The organism is Citrobacter freundii complex sp. 2024EL-00216 (genome assembly GCF_043945515.1).
GTDB lineage: Bacteria > Pseudomonadota > Gammaproteobacteria > Enterobacterales > Enterobacteriaceae > Citrobacter > Citrobacter portucalensis.
Window position 1 is genome coordinate 190,850 of record NZ_JBIMRA010000004.1, and the last position, 23,480, is coordinate 214,329.

The following is a 23,480-nucleotide window of genomic DNA, read 5'->3' on the forward strand; positions in this document are numbered from 1 at the left end:
GTACCATAGCGCCCTTTCCATTCCTGGACCCATTTAACACCACTACCACTGATTTATTAGCCTGGTAGCGGGGTCGTATGCTCTCAATAACGGGGATTAGCCCGGAAAATGACGAGTATTGCCTGTAATTAAAGATATAGAGCCGAACATATATGCCTTTTACACTTGGTCAACGCTGGATCAGCGATACAGAAAGCGAATTGGGACTTGGTACTGTTGTCGCCATGGATGCGCGAACCGTCACTTTACTTTTCTCATCGACGGGCGAAAACCGTCTGTATGCGCGCAGTGATTCCCCCGTGACCCGCGTGATGTTCAATCCTGGCGATACGATAACAAGCCATGAAGGCTGGCAACTGCATGTCGATGAAGTAAAAGAAGAAAACGGCCTGCTTGCCTATATCGGAACCCGCCTGGATACCGAAGAAACCGGAGTCATGCTGCGTGAAGTACTGCTCGACAGCAAACTGGTATTCAGCAAACCACAAGATCGCCTGTTTGCTGGCCAGATTGACCGCATGGATCGCTTTGCTCTGCGCTATCGCGCCCGTAAATTTCAGAGCGAACAATACCGTATGCCGTGGAGTGGGTTGCGTGGTCAACGTACCAGCCTGATTCCTCACCAGCTGAACATTGCCCATGATGTTGGTCGTCGTCATGCGCCTCGCGTTTTACTGGCAGACGAAGTGGGTTTAGGTAAAACCATTGAAGCCGGGATGATCCTGCATCAACAACTGCTGTCCGGCGCCGCAGAGCGCGTGCTGATCATCGTCCCGGAGACATTACAGCACCAGTGGCTGGTCGAAATGCTGCGCCGCTTCAACCTGCGTTTTGCACTGTTTGATGATGAGCGTTATGCAGAAGCGCAGCACGACGCCTACAACCCGTTTGAAACCGAACAACTGGTCATCTGCTCGCTGGACTTTGCCCGTCGTAATAAACAACGTCTGGAGCACCTGTGTGACGCCGAGTGGGATCTGCTGATTGTCGATGAAGCCCATCACCTTGTGTGGAGCGAAGACGCGCCCAGCCGCGAATATATGGCCATTGAACAACTGGCAGAACGTGTGCCGGGCATCCTGCTGCTAACCGCTACACCGGAGCAGCTGGGCATGGAAAGTCACTTTGCACGCCTGCGCCTGCTGGACCCGAGCCGTTTCCACGATTTCGCCCAGTTTGTTGAAGAGCAAAAAAATTATCGTCCGGTCGCCGACGCCGTCGCCATGCTACTGGCAGGCAACAAGCTGAGTAACAATGAGCTGAACATGTTAGGCGACATGATTGGCGAGCAGGACATTGAGCCGCTATTGCAGGCGGCAAACAGCGACAGCGAAGACGCCCAGAGCGCGCGTCAGGAACTGGTTTCGATGCTGATGGACCGCCATGGCACCAGCCGTGTGCTGTTCCGTAACACCCGTAACGGTGTAAAAGGCTTCCCGAAACGCGAGCTGCATACCATCAAGCTGCCGCTGCCGACCCAATACCAGACGGCGATTAAAGTCTCCGGCATTATGGGCGCGCGTAAAAGTGCAGAAGACCGGGCGCGCGACATGCTCTACCCGGAACAGATTTATCAGGAATTCGAAGGCGACACCGGCACCTGGTGGAACTTTGACCCGCGCGTGGAATGGCTGATGGGCTACCTGACCAGCCACCGCTCGCAAAAAGTATTAGTTATCTGTGCAAAAGCCACCACCGCGCTTCAGCTGGAGCAGGTTCTGCGCGAGCGCGAAGGTATCCGTGCTGCCGTATTCCATGAAGGGATGTCGATCATTGAACGTGACCGCGCCGCAGCATGGTTTAGCGAAGAAGATAGCGGCGCCCAGGTAATGCTGTGTTCTGAAATCGGCTCCGAAGGGCGTAACTTCCAGTTCGCCAGCAATCTGGTGATGTTTGACCTGCCGTTCAACCCGGATCTGCTGGAACAGCGTATTGGCCGTCTGGACCGTATTGGTCAGGCGCATGATATTCAGATTCACGTTCCGTACCTGGAAAAAACCGCGCAATCTGTGCTGGTGCGCTGGTACCACGAAGGTCTGGATGCATTCGAACACACCTGTCCGACCGGCCGTACTATCTATGACACGGTCTATAACAATCTGATCGGCTACCTGGCTGAACCAGAAAATACCGAGGGCTTTGACGATCTGATCAAAACCTGCCGCGAACAGCATGACGCGCTGAAAGCACAGCTAGAGCAAGGTCGCGATCGCCTGCTGGAGATCCACTCTAACGGCGGCGAAAAAGCACTGGCGCTGGCTGAGAGTATTGAAGAACAGGACGACGATACCAGCCTGATCGCCTTCGCCATGAACCTGTTTGATATCGTCGGAATTAATCAGGATGACCGTGGCGACAATTTAATCGTGCTGACGCCGTCCGATCATATGCTGGTGCCGGATTTCCCTGGGCTGCCGGAAGATGGCTGCACCATTACGTTCGAGCGCGATGTCGCCCTGTCGCGTGAAGATGCACAATTTATTACCTGGGAGCATCCGCTGATCCGCAATGGTCTGGATCTGATCCTCTCCGGCGACACCGGAAGCAGCACTATTTCGTTGTTGAAAAACAAAGCATTACCTGTTGGTACACTGCTGGTTGAGCTGGTCTATGTTGTTGAAGCGCAAGCGCCGAAACAACTGCAGCTAAACCGCTTCCTGCCACCAACGCCGGTACGCATGCTGCTGGATAAAAACGGCAATAACCTTGCTGCACAGGTTGAGTTCGAAACCTTTAACCGTCAGCTCAGCGCCGTTAACCGCCACACCGGCAGCAAACTGGTCAACGCCGTGCAGCAGGATGTTCATGCCATTCTGCAACTCGGTGAAGCGCAGGTGGAAAAATCAGCCCGCGCACTGATCGACGCAGCGCGTAAAGAAGCTGACGAGAAGCTGACGGCAGAACTTTCCCGTCTCGAAGCGCTGCGTGCCGTTAACCCGAACATCCGTGATGACGAACTTAGCGCAATTGAAAGCAACCGTCAGCAGGTGATGGAAAGCCTGGATCAGGCGGGCTGGCGTCTCGATGCCCTGCGCCTGATCGTCGTGACGCATCAGTAACGGAGCCATACATGGGGATGGAAAACTACAATCCGCCGCAGGAACCCTGGCTGGTCATCCTGTATCAGGATGACCACATTATGGTGGTCAACAAGCCGAGCGGCTTGTTGTCTGTGCCAGGTCGTCTGGATGAGCACAAAGACAGCGTGATGACGCGTATTCAGCGCGATTATCCGCAGGCTGAATCCGTGCATCGTCTGGATATGGCAACCAGCGGCGTGATTGTAGTCGCGCTAACCAAAGCGGCAGAGCGCGAGCTAAAACGCCAGTTTCGCGAGCGCGAACCGAAAAAACAGTATGTCGCACGCGTCTGGGGGCATCCTGCTCCGGCCGAGGGTCTGGTTGATTTACCGCTGATTTGCGACTGGCCAAACAGGCCAAAGCAAAAAGTGTGTTATGAGACCGGGAAATCGGCGCAGACCGAGTATGAAGCTGTGGAGTTCGCGGCGGATAACACCGCCCGGGTCGTGCTCAAACCCATTACCGGACGCTCCCACCAGCTGCGTGTGCATATGCTGGCTTTAGGGCATCCTATCCTGGGCGACCGCTTCTATGCTCCGCCGGAAGCTCTGGCGTTAGCGCCGCGCCTGTTGCTGCATGCAGAGATGTTAACCATCACGCATCCCGAATACGGCAACAGTATGACGTTTAAAGTCCCGGCGGATTTTTAAATTCTGAGCCAATTTATGCCGGGGGCGCTTCGCTTGCCCGGCCTACATTCATTAACGTAGGCCGGATAAGGCGCTAGCCGCATCCGGCAATTCAATCACTTGAATCCTTTTTGATCCTTAATCAGCTCGTAAGCTTTTTGGATTTCCTGCGCTTTTTGCTTCGCCATTTCCATCATCTCTGGCGGCAGACCTTTCGCGACCAGTTTGTCCGGATGGTGCTCGCTCATCAGCTTACGGTAAGCCCGCTTGATGGTGGTCGCATCGTCGGTCGTTTTCACACCCAGCACATTACAGGCGTCTTCCAGCGTCGGGCCGCGTTGCGCCTGCTGCCAGCCACCGCCGCCAGACTGCTGCTGATATCCGCCGCCAAACTGTGCGCCGCCCTGCATCATGCGCAGGAACTGATCAAATTGGGTGCGAGAGATCCCCAACTCTTCAGCAATCACATACAGCACTTCACGTTCGTTAGGATGCAACGACCCATCGGCAAATGCCGCCTGGATCTGAATCTCCAGAAACATGCGGATCAGATCGAATCGACCAAAACAGACGCTGCGAAACTGACGCATCTTTTCACGTAATGGGTAATTATCCGATTTTCCTACCCGGAAGGCATGTTGTGCAGCCGTTCGCGAGTCACCGTGCAAATTCATCCGATCCATCAACTGGCTGGCGATATGTATATCGGCTTCCGTGACGCGACCTTTGGATTTGGTCAGATGTCCCATCACCTCAAAAGTGGTGGCAAAAAACAGCGCCTGGCGTTCACGTTGGTTGGCAAACCACGCCATTTTGCGCATGCGGGCTTTGTCGAACATGTGGCCAACTAACAGCCCCAGAACCACACCCCAGAAGCCGCCGCCCATCATTAAGGCCACGGCTACACCAATTATCTTTCCCCAATACTGCATAGACTCCCCAAATCTTTATGCTCTCAGCCAGGCTATGTCCCACAATATAAGGTGCTTTTACCGATTTACGGCTGCGGTCAATTGTGGGACATCGCCTATAATTTGCATTATCATACCTGTCATTCAATGCCGTGCCTAACACCACAAACGCCATACCCGTTGGATTTCGAGTTGCAGCAAGGCGGCAACGTAGTGAGTCCCCTGGAGCTTACCCATGTAAGTGACTGGGGTGAACGAGGAAGACAACGAAGATGCAGCTTGAAAGGTGGCGGGTATAAAATGGGCAGGATTAATACTAGCGAAGTGAAGATGAGATAAGTTAGGCTGTGACCGTTTGTCACGCGCGACGCTACTGATGATGGAACAATAAATACAACGTATGAAAAAACGTATTCCCACTCTTCTGGCCACCATGATTGCCAGCGCCCTCTATAGCCATCAGGGCCTGGCAGCCGATCTCGCCTCACAGTGTATGCTGGGCGTGCCGAGCTATGACCGTCCTCTGGTACAGGGCGAGACTAATGAGTTACCCGTCACCATCAATGCCGACAACGCAAAAGGGAATTATCCCGATGACGCGGTGTTTACCGGCAACGTGGATATCGCACAGGGTAACAGCCGCCTGCAGGCCGACGAAGTACAGCTTCATCAGAAGCAGGCTGAAGGCCAGCCGGAGCCAGTACGTACCGTCGATGCGTTGGGCAATGTCCATTATGACGACAATCAGGTTATTCTGAAGGGACCGAAGGGCTGGTCCAATCTGAATACCAAAGATACCAACATCTGGGAAGGTGATTACCAGATGGTGGGCCGTCAGGGGCGCGGGAAAGCCGACCTGATGAAACAGCGTGGGGAAAACCGTTATACCATTCTGGAAAACGGTAGCTTTACCTCCTGTCTGCCAGGTTCAGATACCTGGAGCGTCGTCGGTAGCGAAGTTATCCACGACCGTGAAGAACAGGTCGCGGAGATCTGGAACGCCCGTTTTAAACTGGGTCCGGTTCCGGTCTTTTACAGTCCTTATTTACAGTTACCCGTCGGCGATAAGCGCCGTTCCGGTTTCCTGATCCCGAACGCAAAATATTCCACCAATAACTATTTTGAGTTCTACCTCCCGTATTACTGGAACATTGCGCCCAATATGGACGCCACCATCACGCCACATTATATGCACCGTCGTGGCGGGATCATGTGGGAGAACGAATTCCGCTACCTCACCCAGGCGGGTGCGGGCTTGATGGAGTTCGACTATCTGAATTCCGATAAAGTGTACGAGGACGAACATCCGAATGATGACAATTCACGTCGCTGGCTGTTCTACTGGCAGCACGCTGGCGTAATGGACCAGGTGTGGCGTTTCAACGTCGACTACACCAAGGTCAGCGACATCAGCTACTTTAACGATTTCGATAATAAATACGGCTCCAGTACCGACGGCTACGCCACGCAGAAATTCAGCGTCGGCTACGCGGTACAAAACTTTGACGCTACGGTATCGACCAAGCAGTTCCAGGTCTTCGACGCACAAAACAGTAATAGCTACTCTGCGCAGCCGCAGTTAGACGTCAACTATTACCAGAATGACGTTGGTCCATTTGATACCCGTATTTATGGCCAGGCGGTCCATTTCGTCAATACCAATGACAACATGCCGGAAGCAACGCGTGTTCACCTGGAACCGACGATCAATCTGCCGTTGTCGAATAACTGGGGCAGTATCAATACCGAAGCGAAGCTGCTGGCGACACACTATCAGCAGACCAATCTGGATTGGTACAACAACAACCCGAGTAACGTTAACAAGCTCGACGAGTCAGCCAATCGCGTCATGCCGCAGTTTAAAGTTGACGGCAAAATGATATTCGAGCGCGACATGCAAATGCTGGCACCGGGCTATACCCAGACGCTGGAGCCGCGCGCGCAGTACCTTTACGTCCCGTATCGCGACCAAAGTCATATCTATAACTATGACTCCTCCCTGCTGCAATCTGACTACAGCGGCCTGTTCCGTGACCGTACTTATGGCGGCCTGGACCGTATTGCTTCTGCCAACCAGGTGACGACCGGGGTCACATCTCGCGTTTATGATGACGCGGCCGTTGAACGTTTTAATATTTCTGTGGGTCAAATCTACTATTTCACCGAGTCTCGCACCGGCGATGACAACATCAAATGGGAGAATGACGACAAAACGGGTTCACTGGTATGGGCCGGCGATACCTACTGGCGCATCTCCGATCGTTGGGGTTTACGCAGTGGGATCCAGTACGACACGCGTCTGGACAGCGTTGCAACCAGCAGTAGCAGTATCGAATACCGTCGCGACGAAAATCGTATGCTGCAATTGAATTACCGTTACGCCAGCCCGGAATATATCCAGGCGACTCTACCGTCTTACTACTCTACGGCAGAGCAGTATAAAAACGGGATTTCGCAGGTGGGCGCGGTGGCAAGCTTCCCGATCGCCGATCGTTGGTCGATTGTTGGTGCTTACTACTTCGATACCAACGTGAACAAAGAAGCAGATTCAATGTTGGGCTTACAGTACAACTCCTGCTGTTACGCCATTCGCTTTGGCTACGAGCGTAAGCTGAACGGTTGGGATGACAAAATGCAGCACGCGATTTATGACAACACGATCGGCTTTAATATCGAACTGCGCGGCCTGAGCTCAAACTACGGTCTCGGCACGACTCAAATGTTACGTTCGAACATTTTGCCGTATCAAAGCGCTTTATGATCTGATTGATTTACTACGTAATCCGCATTGCGGTTAATTAATAATGGAAAAAGTATGAAGAACTGGAAAACGCTGCTTCTCGGTATCGCCATGATCGCGAATACCAGTTTCGCTGCCCCACAGGTAGTCGATAAAGTCGCAGCCGTCGTCAATAACGGCGTCGTTCTGGAAAGCGACGTCGATGGCTTAATGCAGTCAGTAAAACTGAATGCAGGTCAGGCTGGTCAGCAATTACCGGATGACGCCACGCTGCGTCATCAGATCCTGGAACGTTTGATCATGGATCAAATCCTCCTGCAAATGGGTCAGAAGATGGGGGTGAAAATCTCTGACGAGCAGTTGGATCAGGCTATTGCCAACATCGCCAAGCAGAACAACATGACGCTGGATCAGATGCGCAGCCGCCTGGCACAGGATGGCTTAAGCTATTCAACCTATCGTAGCCAGATCCGCAAAGAGATGACCATCTCTGAAGTGCGTAACAACGAAGTTCGCCGTCGCGTCACCATTCTGCCTCAGGAAGTAGATGCCCTGGCGCAACAGGTGGGCAACCAAAACGATGCCAGCACCGAGCTGAACCTGAGCCACATTCTGATCCCATTACCAGAAAACCCAACGTCCGACCAGGTTAACGCGGCTGAAAGCCAGGCGCGCTCGGTTGTTGATGAAGCGCGTAACGGTAGTGATTTCGGCAAACTGGCTATTACTTATTCCGCTGACCAGCAGGCGCTGAAAGGCGGTCAGATGGGTTGGGGACGTATTCAGGAGCTGCCGGGTATCTTTGCCCAGGCGTTAAGCACTGCGAAAAAAGGCGATATCATTGGCCCAATTCGTTCCGGTGTCGGCTTCCACATCCTGAAAGTCAACGATATGCGTGGCCAAAGCCAGAGCATCTCCGTGACTGAAGTTCATGCTCGCCACATTCTGCTTAAGCCGTCGCCGATCATGACCGATCAGCAGGCGCGTCTGAAGCTGGAACAAATCGCGGCAGATATTAAGAGCGGTAAAACTACCTTCGCGGCAGCCGCTAAAGAGTTTTCTCAGGATCCAGGCTCTGCCAACCAGGGCGGCGATCTGGGCTGGGCTGCAGCGGATATTTTCGACCCTGCTTTCCGCGATGCGCTGACCAAACTTAACAAAGGCCAGATGAGCGCCCCGGTGCACTCCTCTTTCGGTTGGCATCTGATCGAACTGCTGGATACACGTAACGTTGATAAAACTGACGCAGCGCAGAAAGACAGAGCTTACCGTATGCTGATGAACCGTAAATTCTCGGAAGAAGCAGCAACCTGGATGCAGGAACAGCGCGCCAGCGCTTACGTTAAAGTTCTGAGCAACTAATGACTCGTGCTCATCGCGTTGTTATCACTCCCGGCGAACCCGCCGGGATTGGCCCGGACCTGGTGGTTCAGCTCGCCCAGCGCGATTGGCCTGTAGAACTTGTTGTCTGTGCGGATGCAGCACTCCTCATTGACCGGGCAGAGATGCTCGGTTTACCGCTTTCACTCCTCCCCTACTCTCCAGATACCCCAGCCAGACCGCAATCAGCAGGCACATTGACGCTGTTACCGATTGCGCTGCGGGCACCTGTTGTCGCGGGTCAGTTGGCGGTAGAAAACGGGCAATATGTGGTGGATACGCTGGCTCGCGCCTGCGATGGCTGTCTGCAAGGTGAGTTTGCGGCGCTGATCACCGGCCCGGTTCACAAGGGCGTTATCAATGACGCTGGCGTCCCGTTTACCGGACATACCGAGTTTTTTGAAGAGCGTTCACAGGCAAAGAAAGTTGTTATGATGCTGGCGACCGAAGAGCTGCGCGTTGCCCTGGCAACCACGCATTTGCCGCTCAGAGCCGTTGCCGACGCCATTACGCCCGCCCTGCTTCAGGAAGTGATCGGCATTTTGCATCATGATTTACGCACCAAGTTCGGCATTGCCGATCCGCATATTCTGGTGTGCGGTCTTAACCCGCATGCTGGTGAAGGCGGTCATATGGGAACGGAAGAGATAGATACCATCATTCCGGTACTCGATGAACTGCGTGCGCAGGGAATGAAATTAAACGGTCCGCTGCCCGCAGATACGCTGTTTCAGCCCAAATATCTCGACCACGCGGATGCCGTGCTGGCAATGTACCACGATCAGGGTCTCCCCGTGCTAAAATACCAGGGATTTGGTCGCGGTGTGAATATCACGCTGGGCCTGCCCTTTATTCGCACATCCGTCGATCACGGCACCGCACTTGAACTCGCGGGTCGTGGACAAGCAGATGTCGGCAGTTTTATTACGGCGCTTAATCTCGCCATCAAAATGATTGTTAATACCAATGAATAATCGAGTCCATCAGGGCCATTTAGCCCGTAAACGTTTCGGGCAGAACTTCCTCAACGATCAGTTTGTGATCGAAAGTATTGTCTCTGCTATCAACCCGCAGAAAGGTCAGGCTATGGTCGAAATCGGCCCGGGTCTGGCGGCATTGACCGAACCAGTAGGCGAACGTCTGGACAAGCTCACGGTCATTGAACTCGACCGCGATCTGGCAGCACGCCTACAGACACACCCGTTTTTAGGGCCTAAGCTGACGATTTATCAGCAAGATGCCATGACCATGAACTTCGGCGAACTGGCACAAACGATGGGACAGCCGCTGCGCGTATTCGGCAACCTGCCGTACAACATCTCCACGCCGCTCATGTTCCATCTTTTTTCCTATACTGATGCCATTGCCGACATGCATTTCATGTTGCAAAAAGAGGTGGTGAATCGTCTGGTTGCAGGGCCAAACAGTAAAGCGTATGGTCGATTAAGCGTCATGGCGCAGTATTACTGCAATGTGATCCCGGTACTTGAAGTACCGCCTTCCGCATTTACGCCAGCGCCTAAAGTTGATTCAGCCGTTGTGCGTCTGGTCCCTCATACGACGATGCCGTACCCGGTTAAAGATGTTCGTGTGCTGAGCCGTATTACCACTGAAGCGTTTAATCAGCGCCGTAAAACGGTACGTAACAGTCTCGGCAACCTGTTTAGCGTTGAAGTACTGACAGAGCTGGGCATTGATCCGGCGATGCGAGCGGAAAATATCTCTGTCGCGCAATACTGCCGGATGGCTAACTATCTGTCAGAAAACGCGCCATCGAAGGAGAGTTAAACATGATCAATTCGCCCCGAGTGTGCATTCAGGTACAAAGCGTCTACATTGAGGCGCAATCCTCACCTGATGATGAACGTTACGTTTTTGCTTACACCGTAACTATCCGCAATTTGGGGCGAGCGCCTGTGCAGCTGTTGGGGCGTTATTGGTTGATCACTAATGGTCATGGCCGCGAAACCGAAGTTCAGGGTGAAGGCGTGGTTGGCGTCCAGCCCCACATCGAACCCGGCGAAGAGTACCAGTACACCAGCGGTGCGGTGATTGAAACACCGCTGGGCACCATGCAGGGTCATTACGAAATGATCGATGAACAAGGCATCGCCTTTACCATCGATATTCCCGTATTCCGACTCGCCGTTCCAACACTCATTCATTAAAACAATAACTATGGCGACATACCTTATTGGCGACGTTCACGGTTGTTACGATGAACTGGTAGCCTTGCTGCATCAGGTAGACTTTAATTCCGAAAAAGACACCCTATGGCTCACCGGCGATCTGGTCGCTCGTGGACCGGGCTCGCTGGACGTTTTGCGCTACGTGAAATCACTGGGCGACAGCGTGCGGTTAGTATTGGGTAATCACGATTTACACCTGCTGGCCGTATTTGCCGGTATCAGTCGTAATAAACCTAAAGACAGGGTCACATCGCTGCTCGAAGCACCGGATGCCGACGAATTACTTAACTGGCTCCGCCGTCAACCGCTGTTGCAGGTAGATGAAGAGAAGAAGCTGGTGATGGCGCATGCCGGTATCACCCCACAGTGGGACCTGCAGACGGCAAAAGACTGTGCTCGCGATGTTGAAGCCGTGTTGTCGAGCGACTCGTATCCCTTCTTCCTTGATGCGATGTACGGCGACATGCCCAATAACTGGACCCCGGAACTGACCGGGCTGGCACGCCTGCGTTTTATTACCAACGCCTTTACCCGCATGCGTTACTGCTTCCCTAACGGTCAGTTGGATATGTACAGCAAAGAGTCACCAGAAGACGCACCTGCCCCGCTGAAGCCCTGGTTTGCCATTCCTGGACCTGTCAGTGAAGCATACAGCATTGCATTCGGGCACTGGGCATCGCTGGAGGGTAAAGGCACGCCAGAAGGTATTTACGCGCTGGATACGGGGTGTTGCTGGGGAGGTGATCTCACCTGTCTGCGCTGGGAAGACAAACAGTACTTCGTGCAGCCGTCAAATCGCCATCTGAATCTGGATCCTGGCGAAGCGGTCAACGCCTGATAGTCGTTTGCCGGATGCGGTGCTCGCACCTTATCCGGCCTACATAAGCTGGATGATAAGGCGTTTCGCCGCCATCCGGCACTTACAGTATTAACGACGTTCCAGAATCTCGAAGCAGTAGCTGTGAGAGTTTTGCGCGTCGGCATCGTGGAATTCACTGAACACCGATTCCCAGTCATCCGGTTCGTAGTCCGGGAAATGCGTATCCCCTTCCACTTCCGCATCAATGTGCGTCAGATACAGTTTCTGTGCTTTTGGCAGGAACTGCTCATACACACGCCCACCGCCAATTACCATAATTTCAGGTTCATCGCCGCAGGCCGCAATTGCTTCATCCACAGACTTCACCCACTGCACGCGATCGTCGGTGCCAGGCTTACTGCTGATGACGATATTTTTACGCCCAGGTAACGGTCGCCCGATGGATTCCCAGGTGTGGCGTCCCATGACAACCGGCTTGTTTAAGGTATTACGTTTAAACCAGGCGAGATCGGCAGGGAGGTTCCACGGCATGGCGTTCTCCATACCGATGACGCGATCTACCGCTAACGCCGCAATCAGACTGATCATTGAATATTTCCCGGATACAAAAAAATTGTCGCCACTATACGGAAAGCGCAATCTTTCGTCGACTGGCGGAAAGAGGATGAACAGGAAAATTTTCCGTTCTGCTGGCGAACCGACCTATTTAAGGTGGTACGCCAGCATTACAGTAGTTCAAAAACAGCCAATTAGCAGTAAAGTTTGCAGAACATCACATTTTTTACCCTATGCTGACGGTTTCACTTCCGGCTCATCGGCGACGTCGCCCGTATGCTTACCTTCATCCGTGCCTTGCCAGCCATGGCGTTGAATTAACGATAAGTGCTGACGATCTTCCGCAATAATTTCACTCAGCATTGCGCTGGTGCGTTTATAAACGGCCGCGCGGGAAGTCGCGTCATTTTCCCCTTTCACCATCTCCTCTACCATCATGGTATTGAATCGGCGGAATACGTCAGCCCGCTCACGTGCCTCATAGCGCCCTAGCCCGAGACCTTCCAGCGCCAGACGTCCGGTCTTCAGTGCACCTTCAAAGGTTTCACGTTCTGGCATATCCACGCCCGCCTGGCGCAGGCGGATGTAATGATCCACGTCGCGCGCACGAGCAATAATTTGCAGATGCGGGAAATGCTCTTTCACCATTTCGGTTAATTGCAGACTGGTTTGCGGATCGTCAATGGCATTAATAATGACTTCAGCTTTCGCCGCCCCGGCAGACTCCAGCAGATCCATCCGGGTCGCGTCGCCATAGAAAACCTTCATCCCGAATTTACGCAGCGTTTCGATATGGTCCGGGTCATGATCAAGAACCACCATTTTGACCCCGCTCGACAACAGCAAACGACCGGTTATCTGGCCAAATCGCCCAAACCCGGCGATGATCACCCTAGGTTGTTCCTCATCGATTTCATCGGCTTCGCGCTCTTCCTCAGTCGCCGATTTTTCCAGACGCGTCAAAATCACCAGCAAAATCGGTGTAGCCGCCATCGACAACGCCACCGCCAGCGTCAGCGATTTCGCCCAGTCAGGATCGAGCACATTTGCCATTTGCGCCGCGCCAAACACCACAAAGGCAAACTCACTGCCCTGCCCTAATAATACGGCAAACCAGCGACGCTGCTTGTTCGGCACCTGCAACGGTTTCGCTATCAACCACAGCATGACGGTTTTGATAACCAGGAAACCGACCAGCAAAATGATAATGCGCAAGGGATTATCAATCAGCGTACCAAAGTCGATAGACATCCCTACACCGATGAAGAACAGCCCCAGCAGCAGTCCTTTAAATGGCTCAATGTCGCTTTCCAACGCGTGGCGATACTCAGAGCTTGCCAGCAGCACCCCGGCCAGGAATGCCCCCATCGCCATCGACAATCCAACCTCTTCCAACAGCAGACCGAAGCCAAACACGAGGAACAGCGCAACGGCACTGAACACTTCCCGCAGGCCCGAACGGGCGACAAAACGCAAGGCAGGACGTGTGACATAACGACCTAACAGCACCACCAGCACCAGTGCGCCCGCTACCTTAAGGGCAGACAATGCAAACGCCCCAAGCGTTGTTGATGCGCCACTCGCTGCCAGTAATGGGATCATCGCCACCAGTGGAATAGCAGCGATATCCTGGAACAGCAGCACGGCAAACGCGCTGCGGCCCATTTGCGAAACCATCAGGTTGCGTTCATTCATTGCCTGCATAGCGATAGCCGTAGAGGAAAGCGCCAGCGTCATGCCGATCAGCTCCGCTACCTGCCAGCGCAGGCCGAGGAACATACAGAACACACCAATCAGGCCTCCGCAGACCACCATTTGCAATGCGCCGCCGCCGAACACCGAGGCTCGCAGTTTCCACAAACGTTGAGGATCCAGCTCCAGACCAATGACAAACAGCATCAGCACCACACCGATCTCCGCAAAATGCAGGATGGATTCGGCGTCCGTCACCAGCCTCAGGCCCCATGGGCCGATAATGCACCCGGCGATGAGATACCCCAGTACCGACCCGAGCCCCAGCCGTACGGCGATGGGGACAATCAGTGCCGCCGATCCGAGATAAATCAGCGCCTGTATCAGCGTATGGCTATCCATGGTGTGCCTCCTGCCATTCCATCAGACGCTGTTTGTAGTGACGCGCCTGCGCTTGCAGGGTTTCATCATCACAGATAAACGTACAGTGCATCGCAAACGGCGGTAGCCATTTGAGGCCACAATAAAGTGCCGTCGCCTGTAAGGGTTGAGAAAGCACATCAAATCCGGGATGGGAGCCAATATCGAAGTGGTTTTCACCGCCGCCGGTCGTCACCGCCCACAGCAGATGTTTACCGTGCAGCGCAGTACCGCCATGGCCATACGCCCAGCCGTGCGAAAGGACTTTATCCATCCACAGCTTGAGTAATGGAGGTGTGCTGTACCACTGCATCGGATGCTGCCAGATGATCAAATCAGCGCGTGCCAGCGCATCCTGTTCAGCGGCAATATCGATATTGAAGTCGGGGTAGAGCTGGTAGAGCGAGCGGATCTCCACGCCCTCCAGCGTCCTTGCCTGTTCAAGCATCCGCTTATTCGCATGCGAATGCTGCGGATAGGGATGCGCATAAATGATGAGGATCATGATTAGCCTGTTTCACTGCATTATTGTAATAACAGTGAGTTTAGTCACTTAATCCACAGGCTAACAGTCAATATTATTGAGTGGCTGAATGGAGAAAACTGAACTAGTTATCCAGTTCACTCATATCTTTAACCTGATCGCGGTTAATCTGTTCCGTCTTACCCGTTTGCGCATTTTTATACGACACCAGGCCAGTATCATCATCGACTTGCGGTTTGCCGTCAGTGACGATTGTTTTACCATCGGTGGTTTTAACCGCCTGGTTTGAGGAACAACCGGCCACGGTAAACAGTGCTGCTGCGGTAAAAATTGAGGTGATCAGGATATGTTTTTGCATGATGTTCTCCCTGCTTTTCAGTTGTTTTCTGTGATATACCCAGTTAACTGTAGGCTAACTGACTGAGTTGCAGGGAAAATACAGAACACTCCTAATAACTCGCTCTGGTCACGGGCTTACTGCGAATCGTCATTTGGCTGGTTTGCGCCAGCGTCAGACCTCGCGTTTCCGGGGCGAAAGCGATGGACACCAGCAGGCCAATCAGCGAAATTCCTGCGCCCATCAGCATGACATTGCTGATCCCGTATTTGGTAATGAACACCGGCAGCGCCCAGGTTGAAACAATGGTGCCGATGCGGCTTAAGGACATAATCACCCCGACGGCAGATGCGCGAATGTCGGTAGGGAACAGTTCATTTGGGTACAGCCACTGAAGATTTCCCGGTCCCCCCGAGAAAAAGGCGTACACGGCAAACGCCAGCACCACCAGCCACGCTCCCATATCAGGAATTAACCCCAGCACGGCCAGCGCCAGCGTCATCATAATAAAGCTGCCAATTAACAATGGCCGACGGCCCGCGCTATTGAGCCAGAACATGGGCGGAATGCACCCCAGCATAAAGCACAGGCTTATCACCACATTGCCCAACGCCGCGCTTTTCCCGGCACCAAGCCCCAACAGTCCAACAATCTGCGGACCAAAGGTATAAATGGCGAACATCGGGATCACCTGACAGGTCCAGATAGCGGCAACAAACAGGACAAACGGGAAATGACGGCGGTTAAACAGCTGCAGGAAGCGCGTCTCCTGCGGCGCCTCTTCGTCGAACACCACCGGTTCGCCGAACAGTTTGATCATCATCGCTTCACACTCTTTCACCCGACCTTTACGCAGCAGCCAGCGCGGCGATTCAGGAAGATCGAAGCGCCCAATCAGGATCAAAATACAAGGGATCACCGCGCTGCCCAGCATCCAGCGCCATCCTCCCTCAACATCATACAGCCAGTAACCGACCAGATCGGCACAGGTGGCGCCGACATACCACATCGCGGCGATAAAACCGATGGAGAAAGCGCGCTGGCGGGTATTGGAGAACTCGGTAATCATCGAGGTAGCAATCGGATAATCGGCACCAATCACAATGCCGATCAGCACACGCATTACCAACAGCTCAATGGGTGAGGAAACAAACATGGTTGCCGCCGATATCACGCCAATGGCAATAATATCGATGATAAACATTTTTCGCCGCCCGACCTTATCGGAAATGTAGCCAAACAGCGACGTCCCCACAAACAGACCGGCGAGCGTGCCGGCCCCCAGCAGACCAATCCACTGAGCGTCCAGTTTCAACGCTGGCGTGAGCTGTTCCAGCGCCACGCCAATCATCACCAGCACATAACCATCCAGAAATGGCCCACCGCTTCCCCACAGCATTATCCGGCGGTGAATAGAGGTAAATTTGATGTCATCAAAGTTCCTGGGCTGCTGCATAGCGACTTCCTGTTTCAACACGGGCAAAGCGTCATCTGTAGGCCGGATAAGGCGTTTAGGCCGCCATCCGGCATTGGCGCCACATGATTGCCGGATGGCGACGCTACCGCGTCTTATCCGACCTACGGGTGCACAACCTCGTACTTATTAGCCGTAGCGAAACTCCACGCCAAATGTCCCGCGCGGGTATTCCCATTTTTCCAACGCTGTATCAAGTCCGAGAATGCGGCACGTTCCGCACTCCAGGCATCCGGCGTAATCAAAACGGACGCTGCCGTCGTCCTGTTTTTTATACAGTCCGGCCGGACAGGCCTTAATCAGTACTTCCAGCGCCTGTTTATCAGGATCGGTTTTGAGAATGATGTGCGGGCTGTCTTCATCCACATTGAACTTATTGACGCCCAGTTTGACGTCCACATTGACGGGAGATGTCATAATACGGTCACTCCTTTCAGGCCATCTTTCATCAGGTTGATGAAGCCCACTTTCTTCGCATGACGCAGGATTTTTTTGCGCATTGGCACCGGAGCAGAGCCATCCACGGTGAACAGGTCGCGCGCGATGCTGACCGCCATTTCGGGATAGGCGGTAAACATGCGTGGGTTATCAAGGAAAGCGGGAAGCTTCTGATACATGCGCATATCGCGCATTGGACCATCATCGAGATGCTGACGGTATTCGCCCAGCGACTGTTTGCTGAAGTCGTCGCGCTTCATTGCGGAAAGCACCGTTTTCGCGGCCGCTTCGCCTGCGGATATGGCGAGATCCATACCGCGGATGGTAAAGCCGAGGTTCATACACATTCCGGCAGCATCACCGGCAATCAGTACACCGTCACCCACCAGTTCAGGCTGCATATTCATACCGGCCTCCGGTACGACGTGCGCGGCATATTCCACCAGCTTGCCACCGGCGATCAGTGGGGCAACCGCCGGATGCTGTTTGAAATCTTCCAGCATTTGTGGGACCGATTTTTTAGCATCTTTCAGATGATGAAGACCGCAGACCAGCCCCAGAGAAAGGGTCGTTTCATTAGTATAGAGGAAGCCCCCGCCCATCAACCCATCAGTTGGAGAACCGGCAAACAGGCAAGCTGCACCTTCGTTCCCCTGTAACTGGAAACGATCTTCAATCACCGATTTTGGCAATTCGATCAGCTCTTTTACGCCAACGGCAACATGCGATGCCTCAACGCGCTTTGCCATGCCCAGTTTTTCTGCCAACAAAGAATTCACCCCGTCAGCGAGGATCACCACTTTGGCTTCCAGAATATCGCCGTCGGCTTCCACACCCACGACTTTGCCTTCGCGTTGCACAACGTTATCCACCCGAATACCGGTGATAAGCTGGGCTCCCGCCTCCTCGGCCTGCTCCATCAGCCAGGCGTCAAATTTGCTGCGTAAGACGGAATAAGAAACCTGCGACGATGCGGCCTCTTCACCATTGCAATAGTCGATGGTCATCGCCCCTTTGTCGGTCATAAAGGCGAGTTTTTCGTGGGTGATTATGCGTTCAATGGGGGCCTGCTCAGCAAAGCCGGGAATGATGCGTTCCAGGCTATGCGCATACATGCGCCCACCGGTGACATTCTTCGCGCCAGCAGAATTACCGCGCTCGATGACCAGCACCTGTGCACCTTCCCGAGCCAGCACCAGCGCCGCAACCGAACCGGCCAGACCTGCACCCACGATGATGGCATCAAAGATATCTTCGGACATACGTACTCCTGTCAGTGGCAGGATACTTTCGCACCCTGCCCGAATGGTTTAACGCGCCAGAGCAGCCGTCAGCGCAGGCAGGATCTTCAGCGCATCGCCAACGATGCCAAAATCTGCGTACTGGAAGATCGGCGCATTTTTATCTTTGTTGATGGCGAAAATCGTCTGCGCGCCGTTGGCGCCGACCATATGTTGGATCTGCCCGGAGATCCCCACGGCCAGGTACAGTTCTGGCTTGAGCATCAGGTTGGAAATGCCGACGTAGCGTTCGTGCTCCATCCACTTCTCGTTTTCCGCCACCGGACGTGAACAGGCCAGCTCAGCGCCAATCGCCTGGCACAGCGCTTCGGCCAGCGAGATATTTTCTTTGCTACCAATACCGCGTCCCACGCTGACCACCAGACGGGCTTTGTCGAGATCGACGCTGTTGCTCTGACGCGCCTGCGTTGCCGTACGGGTCACGGCGATAGTCGGAGCCTGCCACTGAACGGTGTGCACCTCGCCGCTGCGGGCGGTATCCGGTTGCTGCGCGTCAAACGTTCCGCTACTGAGAGTGATCACGGCAAACGGTGAAGCGATTGTTTCTGCTCCCATCGCCAGGCCGCCGTAGACCATATGTTTGACCGCCGCTTTTCCGTCCTGTACTTCGACTGCGCTGGCGTCGTTTGAGACTGCAGCCGACAAGCGAAAGCCCAGCTTTGCCGCTAACAGCTTGCCCCGACGCGTATTCGGCAGCAGCACCGCGCCGCCCTCGCTGTGCTGACGAATGGTTTCGGCCATCGCATCGGCGTAGTCTTCAACCATACGGTCTTCTGGTTTGCCGCTGAGCAGCCAGACATGATCCGCACCTAAATGGCATGCCGCCGCGCTGTCCTCATCGCTGAGCACAAACGTGTTAACGTTTTCACCTAAAGCCTGCGCACCATTCATCAGTTCCGGCAGACGAGAAGGGGTATCGCTGAATACCCAGACACTGGAAAATTTGTTCATAACATCCCCTGATAATTAAATGATTTTGCGAAGATTCTCGACAAACGCGGCAATCTGTTCTTCACCGTCACCTTCAATCACAACGCGCTGACGCTCGCGCTGCTTCGGTGCGGCAACCTGTTGTTCGGAATACGCTTGCGCGCCGTTCAGCCCAATGTCCGCAGACGACCAGACCTGGACCGGTTTTTTCGCTGCACCAAGAATGGCTTTCATGGAAGGGATTTGAGGGGTGTTGATGTCGGTAGAGACCGCGATCACCGCCGGAAGCGGGATACTCAGGGTTTCAACTTCATCTTCCAGTTCACGCTCTACCGTCAGCGTGCTGTCGGTAAGAGAGAGGATTTTACTCACGCCGTTAATCGCCGGCACGTTCAGCATTTCGCCCACCAGCAGACCAACCTGCTGTGCATAAAGATCGGAAGAACCGTCGCCGCAAATAAGCAGATCAAAACCTGATTTTTGTGCGGCGGCAGCCAGCGCAGTGGCGGTTTGTTGCGGCAGCGCCTGTTCAAATTGATCGTCAATGACAACAATCAGTTCATCAGGGCCACGGGAGAGCACATCTTTGCGCCCTTTTGCATTGGTCAGCGCTTTGCCGCCGACGCTCATGGCCACAACCTGAGCCTCTCCCACCTGCTGTTTTAACTGGCAAGCCGCTTCGATCGCATTCAGATCATATTGGCTGATTTTGCCATCTGCTTTGCTGAAATCGAGTGTTCCATCAGCATTATTAATCGCAATATCCTGCTCATCAGGTACGCATTTGTAGCAAGTAATTATCTTCATTGCATCTCCAGAAATCATGAAGGAAACGTATTTATATCGGCGGTGTTAAATACAGATATCACGCTCTTTAATTCGGAAATAAAACATTAATCACCAATATTGAAAATGTCACACATTGATATTCGTAACTTTCAATAGTGTTATGCACCTCACCAATATTGAAAGAAACATGTCAAACACGAAAATTTTCAATATTGTTTGCTGGTTCAACAATATTGAACGTCAGTCACTTAAAAAAGTTAAAAAAGCAACATCAACATTATGATTAACAAGGGAATTATTTGTATTTTCAGACAAAATAACCAGCATAAGAAAGTGTGACGCAGATAACAGAATAGCCGGAAATGAATACCCATTATGAGTTACTCACTGAGGCGCCCAGAGGTTAAAAGGTTATCAACAAATCATTAATAATAAATAAACAAACGATCACATACGGGCACGCTAAATAAATTTCGTTTTCACACTGGAATTCACTTATGAAAAATGAAAAGAGAAAGTCGGGAATTGAACCAAAGGTTTTTTTTCCGCCATTAATAATTGTTGGGATACTTTGTTGGTTAACAGTAAGAGATCTTGATGCCGCTAACGTCGTTATTAATGCGGTATTCAGTTATGTCACCAACGTCTGGGGCTGGGCATTCGAATGGTATATGGTCGTCATGCTCTTCGGCTGGTTCTGGTTGGTCTTTGGCCCGTATTCGAAAAAGAAATTAGGCGACGAAAAACCTGAGTTTAGTACCGCCAGCTGGATTTTTATGATGTTCGCTTCCTGTACATCCGCCGCGGTGCTGTTCTGGGGTTCCATCGAGATCTACTACTATATCTCTACCCCGCCGTTTGCTCTCGCCCCCAACTCCGTTGGCGCAAAAGAGATAGCTCTGGCGTACAGCTTGTTCCACTGGGGACCGCTGCCGTGGGCGACCTACAGCTTCCTTTCAGTCGCGTTCGCCTACTTCTTCTTTGTACGCAAAATGGACGTTATCCGCCCCAGTTCCACGCTGGTACCGTTAGTTGGCGAGAAGCATGCTAAGGGCTTGTTCGGCACCATCGTCGATAACTTCTATCTGGTGGCGCTGATCTTCGCGATGGGCACCAGCCTCGGTCTCGCTACCCCGCTGGTAACCGAGTGTATGCAATGGCTGTTCGGTATTCCGCATACGCTGCAACTCGACGCCATCATCATTACCTGCTGGATCATATTGAACGCCATTTGCGTGGCCTGCGGCCTGCAAAAAGGGGTCAAGATCGCCAGCGACGTACGTAGTTATCTGAGCTTCCTGATGCTCGGCTGGGTGTTTATCGTCAGTGGCGCCAGCTTCATCATGAACTACTTCACCGACTCGGTCGGCATGCTGCTGATGCATCTGCCGCGCATGCTGTTCTATACCGATGCCATCGGCAAAGGCGGCTTCCCGCAGGGCTGGACTGTTTTCTACTGGGCGTGGTGGGTTATTTACGCTATCCAGATGAGTATCTTCCTGGCACGTATTTCTCGGGGTCGTACCGTACGTGAACTGTGTTTCGGGATGGTACTGGGCCTGACCGCTTCCACCTGGATCCTGTGGACCGTCCTTGGCAGCAACACGCTGCTGCTGATGGATAAAAACATTCTCAACATCCCACAACTGATTGAACAACACGGCGTGGCGCGCGCCATTATCGAAACCTGGGCTGCTTTACCGCTCAGCACCGCCACCATGTGGGGATTCTTTATCCTCTGCTTTATTGCCACCGTCACGCTGATTAACGCCTGCTCCTACACCCTGGCGATGTCCACCTGTCGCGAAGTTCGTGATGGTGAAGAACCGCCGCTGTTGGTGCGTATCGGTTGGTCCGTTCTGGTCGGCGTCATCGGCATCGTTCTGCTGGCGCTGGGTGGGCTGAAGCCTATTCAGACCGCAATTATCGCCGGGGGATGTCCGCTGTTCTTCGTCAACATCATGGTGACGCTGTCCTTTATTAAAGACGCCAAAGTGCACTGGAAAGACAAGTAATTCTTATTAACCCAATTGATCAAGAGGCTGAAAGATGGATTTCAACTTAAATGACGAGCAGGAACTGTTTGTCGCCGGTATTCGTGAACTGATGGCCAGTGAGAACTGGGAAGCTTATTTTGCCGAGTGCGATCGCGACAGCGTCTACCCTGAGCGTTTTGTAAAAGCGCTGGCGGATATGGGCATCGATAGCCTGTTGATCCCGGAAGAACACGGCGGGCTGGAAGCCGGTTTTGTCACCGTTGCCGCCGTCTGGATGGAACTCGGACGTCTTGGCGCACCGACTTACGTGTTGTACCAATTACCAGGCGGTTTTAACACTTTTCTGCGTGAAGGTACCCAAGAGCAAATCGATAAAATCATGGCGTTCCAGGGCACCGGTAAGCAGATGTGGAACTCTGCTATCACCGAACCGGGAGCGGGATCGGATGTTGGCAGTCTGAAAACCACTTATACACGCAAAAATGGTAAGGTTTATCTTAATGGCAGTAAGTGCTTTATCACCAGTAGCGCCTATACCCCGTACATCGTAGTGATGGCGAGAGATAGTGCATCGCCGGATAAACCTGTTTATACCGAGTGGTTTGTTGACATGAGCAAGGCGGGTATCAAGGTCAACAAACTGGAGAAACTCGGTCTGCGCATGGATAGCTGCTGTGAAATCACCTTTGATGACGTTGAACTGGACGAGAAAGACATGTTCGGTCGGGAAGGTAATGGCTTCAACCGTGTGAAAGAAGAGTTTGACCATGAACGCTTCCTCGTCGCGCTGACCAACTACGGTACGGCAATGTGCGCTTTTGAAGACGCCGCGCGTTACGCCAACCAACGCGTACAGTTTGGCGAAACGATCGGCCGTTTCCAGCTGATCCAGGAGAAGTTCGCGCACATGGCGATCAAATTGAATTCCATGAAAAACATGCTGTTGGAAGCCGCATGGAAAGCGGATAACGGCACCATTACTTCGGGTGACGCGGCAATGTGTAAATACTTCTGCGCCAACGCCGCGTTTGAAGTGGTAGACACCGCCATGCAGGTACTGGGAGGTGTTGGTATCGCGGGCAACCACCGCATCACGCGTTTCTGGCGTGACCTGCGCGTTGACCGTGTTTCTGGTGGTTCTGACGAAATGCAGATCCTGACGTTGGGTCGTGCGGTACTCAAGCAATACCGATAGAACGACGCAACCTGTAGGCCTGATAAGACGCCTTAGCGTCGCCATCAGGCAATCAATGCCGGATGGCGGCGCGAGCGCCTTACCCGGCCTACATGGACACCCATAAATGCCAGGAGAAA

General features: G+C 53.1%; 20 protein-coding genes. 10 read left to right on the plus strand and 10 right to left on the minus strand.

The window, feature by feature from the left end; all coding sequences use genetic code 11:
• Nucleotides 1–152: 152 nt before the first annotated feature.
• Together rapA and rluA are read left to right on the plus strand one after the other, a co-directional pair.
• Nucleotides 153–3,059, plus strand: a complete 2,907-nt coding sequence (rapA, locus tag ACHHZ7_RS06930) for an RNA polymerase-associated protein RapA (protein ID WP_048236149.1) — start codon at nt 153–155, stop codon at nt 3,057–3,059.
• Between the two features lie 11 nt (nt 3,060–3,070).
• Nucleotides 3,071–3,730: a bifunctional tRNA pseudouridine(32) synthase/23S rRNA pseudouridine(746) synthase RluA gene (gene rluA, locus ACHHZ7_RS06935; protein WP_060682765.1), complete on the plus strand. Its 660-nt coding sequence runs from the start codon at nt 3,071–3,073 to the stop codon at nt 3,728–3,730.
• A 95-nt stretch (nt 3,731–3,825) separates the two neighbouring features.
• On the opposite strand, the gene djlA is transcribed toward rluA, so the two are convergent.
• Nucleotides 3,826–4,641 carry a co-chaperone DjlA gene (gene djlA / locus ACHHZ7_RS06940; RefSeq protein WP_008786173.1) on the minus strand — a complete coding sequence of 272 codons (816 nt, stop codon included), beginning with the start codon at nt 4,639–4,641 and terminating at the stop codon, nt 3,826–3,828.
• A gap of 379 nt (nt 4,642–5,020) precedes the next feature.
• Here djlA and lptD point away from each other — a divergent pair, with 379 nt between their 5' ends.
• The 6 genes from lptD to apaH are packed head-to-tail and all read left to right on the plus strand — an operon-like array spanning nt 5,021 to nt 11,767.
• Nucleotides 5,021–7,381, plus strand: a complete 2,361-nt coding sequence (gene lptD / locus ACHHZ7_RS06945; protein ID WP_060682766.1) for an LPS assembly protein LptD — start codon at nt 5,021–5,023, stop codon at nt 7,379–7,381.
• A 54-nt stretch (nt 7,382–7,435) separates the two neighbouring features.
• Nucleotides 7,436–8,722, plus strand: coding sequence for a peptidylprolyl isomerase SurA (gene surA / locus ACHHZ7_RS06950; protein WP_003829603.1), 1,287 nt, complete (start codon nt 7,436–7,438; stop codon nt 8,720–8,722).
• Nucleotides 8,722–9,714 carry a 4-hydroxythreonine-4-phosphate dehydrogenase PdxA gene (pdxA, locus tag ACHHZ7_RS06955; protein ID WP_060682767.1) on the plus strand — a complete coding sequence of 331 codons (993 nt, stop codon included), beginning with the start codon at nt 8,722–8,724 and terminating at the stop codon, nt 9,712–9,714. Before surA ends, pdxA begins: the two co-directional genes overlap by 1 nt.
• On the plus strand, nt 9,707–10,528 hold the full coding sequence (rsmA, locus tag ACHHZ7_RS06960; RefSeq protein WP_003829609.1) for a 16S rRNA (adenine(1518)-N(6)/adenine(1519)-N(6))-dimethyltransferase RsmA: 822 nt from the start codon (nt 9,707–9,709) through the stop codon (nt 10,526–10,528). Before pdxA ends, rsmA begins: the two co-directional genes overlap by 8 nt.
• A gap of 2 nt (nt 10,529–10,530) precedes the next feature.
• Nucleotides 10,531–10,908 (plus strand): Co2+/Mg2+ efflux protein ApaG, encoded by a 378-nt coding sequence (apaG, locus tag ACHHZ7_RS06965; protein WP_003018867.1) that lies wholly within the window; start codon nt 10,531–10,533, stop codon nt 10,906–10,908.
• Nucleotides 10,909–10,918: 10 nt separating this feature from the next.
• Nucleotides 10,919–11,767: a bis(5'-nucleosyl)-tetraphosphatase (symmetrical) ApaH gene (gene apaH, locus ACHHZ7_RS06970; protein ID WP_003829612.1), complete on the plus strand. Its 849-nt coding sequence runs from the start codon at nt 10,919–10,921 to the stop codon at nt 11,765–11,767.
• A 90-nt stretch (nt 11,768–11,857) separates the two neighbouring features.
• Here the strand turns inward: apaH and folA are convergent, their stop codons facing one another.
• The 9 genes from folA to ACHHZ7_RS07015 form a co-directional block, all read right to left on the minus strand.
• Nucleotides 11,858–12,337 (minus strand): type 3 dihydrofolate reductase, encoded by a 480-nt coding sequence (folA, locus tag ACHHZ7_RS06975; protein ID WP_003018873.1) that lies wholly within the window; start codon nt 12,335–12,337, stop codon nt 11,858–11,860.
• Nucleotides 12,338–12,535: 198 nt separating this feature from the next.
• Nucleotides 12,536–14,398 carry a glutathione-regulated potassium-efflux system protein KefC gene (kefC, locus tag ACHHZ7_RS06980; RefSeq protein ID WP_003829616.1) on the minus strand — a complete coding sequence of 621 codons (1,863 nt, stop codon included), beginning with the start codon at nt 14,396–14,398 and terminating at the stop codon, nt 12,536–12,538.
• Nucleotides 14,391–14,921 (minus strand): glutathione-regulated potassium-efflux system oxidoreductase KefF, encoded by a 531-nt coding sequence (kefF, locus tag ACHHZ7_RS06985; RefSeq protein WP_003829618.1) that lies wholly within the window; start codon nt 14,919–14,921, stop codon nt 14,391–14,393. The genes kefC and kefF overlap by 8 nt, the downstream gene beginning before the upstream one ends.
• Nucleotides 14,922–15,024: 103 nt before the next feature.
• On the minus strand, nt 15,025–15,258 hold the full coding sequence (locus tag ACHHZ7_RS06990; RefSeq protein WP_003018880.1) for a YgdI/YgdR family lipoprotein: 234 nt from the start codon (nt 15,256–15,258) through the stop codon (nt 15,025–15,027).
• 91 nt (nt 15,259–15,349) lie between these two features.
• Nucleotides 15,350–16,693, minus strand: a complete 1,344-nt coding sequence (locus tag ACHHZ7_RS06995; RefSeq protein ID WP_020996234.1) for an MFS transporter — start codon at nt 16,691–16,693, stop codon at nt 15,350–15,352.
• A gap of 147 nt (nt 16,694–16,840) precedes the next feature.
• Nucleotides 16,841–17,128, minus strand: coding sequence for a ferredoxin-like protein FixX (gene fixX / locus ACHHZ7_RS07000; protein ID WP_000203736.1), 288 nt, complete (start codon nt 17,126–17,128; stop codon nt 16,841–16,843).
• The gene (locus ACHHZ7_RS07005) at nt 17,125–18,411 is read right to left on the minus strand and encodes an FAD-dependent oxidoreductase (protein ID WP_003018887.1); all 1,287 of its coding nucleotides are present in this window, start codon (nt 18,409–18,411) and stop codon (nt 17,125–17,127) included. The genes fixX and ACHHZ7_RS07005 overlap by 4 nt, the downstream gene beginning before the upstream one ends.
• Before the next feature lie 48 nt (nt 18,412–18,459).
• The gene (locus ACHHZ7_RS07010) at nt 18,460–19,401 is read right to left on the minus strand and encodes an electron transfer flavoprotein subunit alpha/FixB family protein (protein ID WP_032942344.1); all 942 of its coding nucleotides are present in this window, start codon (nt 19,399–19,401) and stop codon (nt 18,460–18,462) included.
• A 15-nt stretch (nt 19,402–19,416) separates the two neighbouring features.
• Nucleotides 19,417–20,187: an electron transfer flavoprotein FixA gene (locus ACHHZ7_RS07015; RefSeq protein ID WP_032942343.1), complete on the minus strand. Its 771-nt coding sequence runs from the start codon at nt 20,185–20,187 to the stop codon at nt 19,417–19,419.
• A gap of 479 nt (nt 20,188–20,666) precedes the next feature.
• Here ACHHZ7_RS07015 and caiT point away from each other — a divergent pair, with 479 nt between their 5' ends.
• Both caiT and caiA read left to right on the plus strand, forming a co-directional pair.
• Nucleotides 20,667–22,184: an L-carnitine/gamma-butyrobetaine antiporter gene (caiT, locus tag ACHHZ7_RS07020; protein WP_003829695.1), complete on the plus strand. Its 1,518-nt coding sequence runs from the start codon at nt 20,667–20,669 to the stop codon at nt 22,182–22,184.
• 34 nt (nt 22,185–22,218) lie between these two features.
• Nucleotides 22,219–23,361 (plus strand): crotonobetainyl-CoA dehydrogenase, encoded by a 1,143-nt coding sequence (caiA, locus tag ACHHZ7_RS07025; protein ID WP_060682768.1) that lies wholly within the window; start codon nt 22,219–22,221, stop codon nt 23,359–23,361.
• The last annotated feature ends 119 nt before the right edge of the window (nt 23,362–23,480 follow it).

Excerpts from the sequence above, each read along its gene's own strand:
- rapA (WP_048236149.1), top strand. The coding sequence starts at position 153 with ATGCCTTTTACACTTGGTCAACGCTGGATCAGCGATACAGAAAGCGAA.
- rluA (WP_060682765.1), top strand. The coding sequence starts at position 3,071 with ATGGGGATGGAAAACTACAATCCGCCGCAGGAACCCTGGCTGGTCATC.
- djlA (WP_008786173.1), bottom strand. The coding sequence starts at position 4,641 with ATGCAGTATTGGGGAAAGATAATTGGTGTAGCCGTGGCCTTAATGATG.
- lptD (WP_060682766.1), top strand. The coding sequence starts at position 5,021 with ATGAAAAAACGTATTCCCACTCTTCTGGCCACCATGATTGCCAGCGCC.
- surA (WP_003829603.1), top strand. The coding sequence starts at position 7,436 with ATGAAGAACTGGAAAACGCTGCTTCTCGGTATCGCCATGATCGCGAAT.
- pdxA (WP_060682767.1), top strand. The coding sequence starts at position 8,722 with ATGACTCGTGCTCATCGCGTTGTTATCACTCCCGGCGAACCCGCCGGG.
- rsmA (WP_003829609.1), top strand. The coding sequence starts at position 9,707 with ATGAATAATCGAGTCCATCAGGGCCATTTAGCCCGTAAACGTTTCGGG.
- apaG (WP_003018867.1), top strand. The coding sequence starts at position 10,531 with ATGATCAATTCGCCCCGAGTGTGCATTCAGGTACAAAGCGTCTACATT.
- apaH (WP_003829612.1), top strand. The coding sequence starts at position 10,919 with ATGGCGACATACCTTATTGGCGACGTTCACGGTTGTTACGATGAACTG.
- folA (WP_003018873.1), bottom strand. The coding sequence starts at position 12,337 with ATGATCAGTCTGATTGCGGCGTTAGCGGTAGATCGCGTCATCGGTATG.
- kefC (WP_003829616.1), bottom strand. The coding sequence starts at position 14,398 with ATGGATAGCCATACGCTGATACAGGCGCTGATTTATCTCGGATCGGCG.
- kefF (WP_003829618.1), bottom strand. The coding sequence starts at position 14,921 with ATGATCCTCATCATTTATGCGCATCCCTATCCGCAGCATTCGCATGCG.
- ACHHZ7_RS06990 (WP_003018880.1), bottom strand. The coding sequence starts at position 15,258 with ATGCAAAAACATATCCTGATCACCTCAATTTTTACCGCAGCAGCACTG.
- ACHHZ7_RS06995 (WP_020996234.1), bottom strand. The coding sequence starts at position 16,693 with ATGCAGCAGCCCAGGAACTTTGATGACATCAAATTTACCTCTATTCAC.
- fixX (WP_000203736.1), bottom strand. The coding sequence starts at position 17,128 with ATGACATCTCCCGTCAATGTGGACGTCAAACTGGGCGTCAATAAGTTC.
- ACHHZ7_RS07005 (WP_003018887.1), bottom strand. The coding sequence starts at position 18,411 with ATGTCCGAAGATATCTTTGATGCCATCATCGTGGGTGCAGGTCTGGCC.
- ACHHZ7_RS07010 (WP_032942344.1), bottom strand. The coding sequence starts at position 19,401 with ATGAACAAATTTTCCAGTGTCTGGGTATTCAGCGATACCCCTTCTCGT.
- ACHHZ7_RS07015 (WP_032942343.1), bottom strand. The coding sequence starts at position 20,187 with ATGAAGATAATTACTTGCTACAAATGCGTACCTGATGAGCAGGATATT.
- caiT (WP_003829695.1), top strand. The coding sequence starts at position 20,667 with ATGAAAAATGAAAAGAGAAAGTCGGGAATTGAACCAAAGGTTTTTTTT.
- caiA (WP_060682768.1), top strand. The coding sequence starts at position 22,219 with ATGGATTTCAACTTAAATGACGAGCAGGAACTGTTTGTCGCCGGTATT.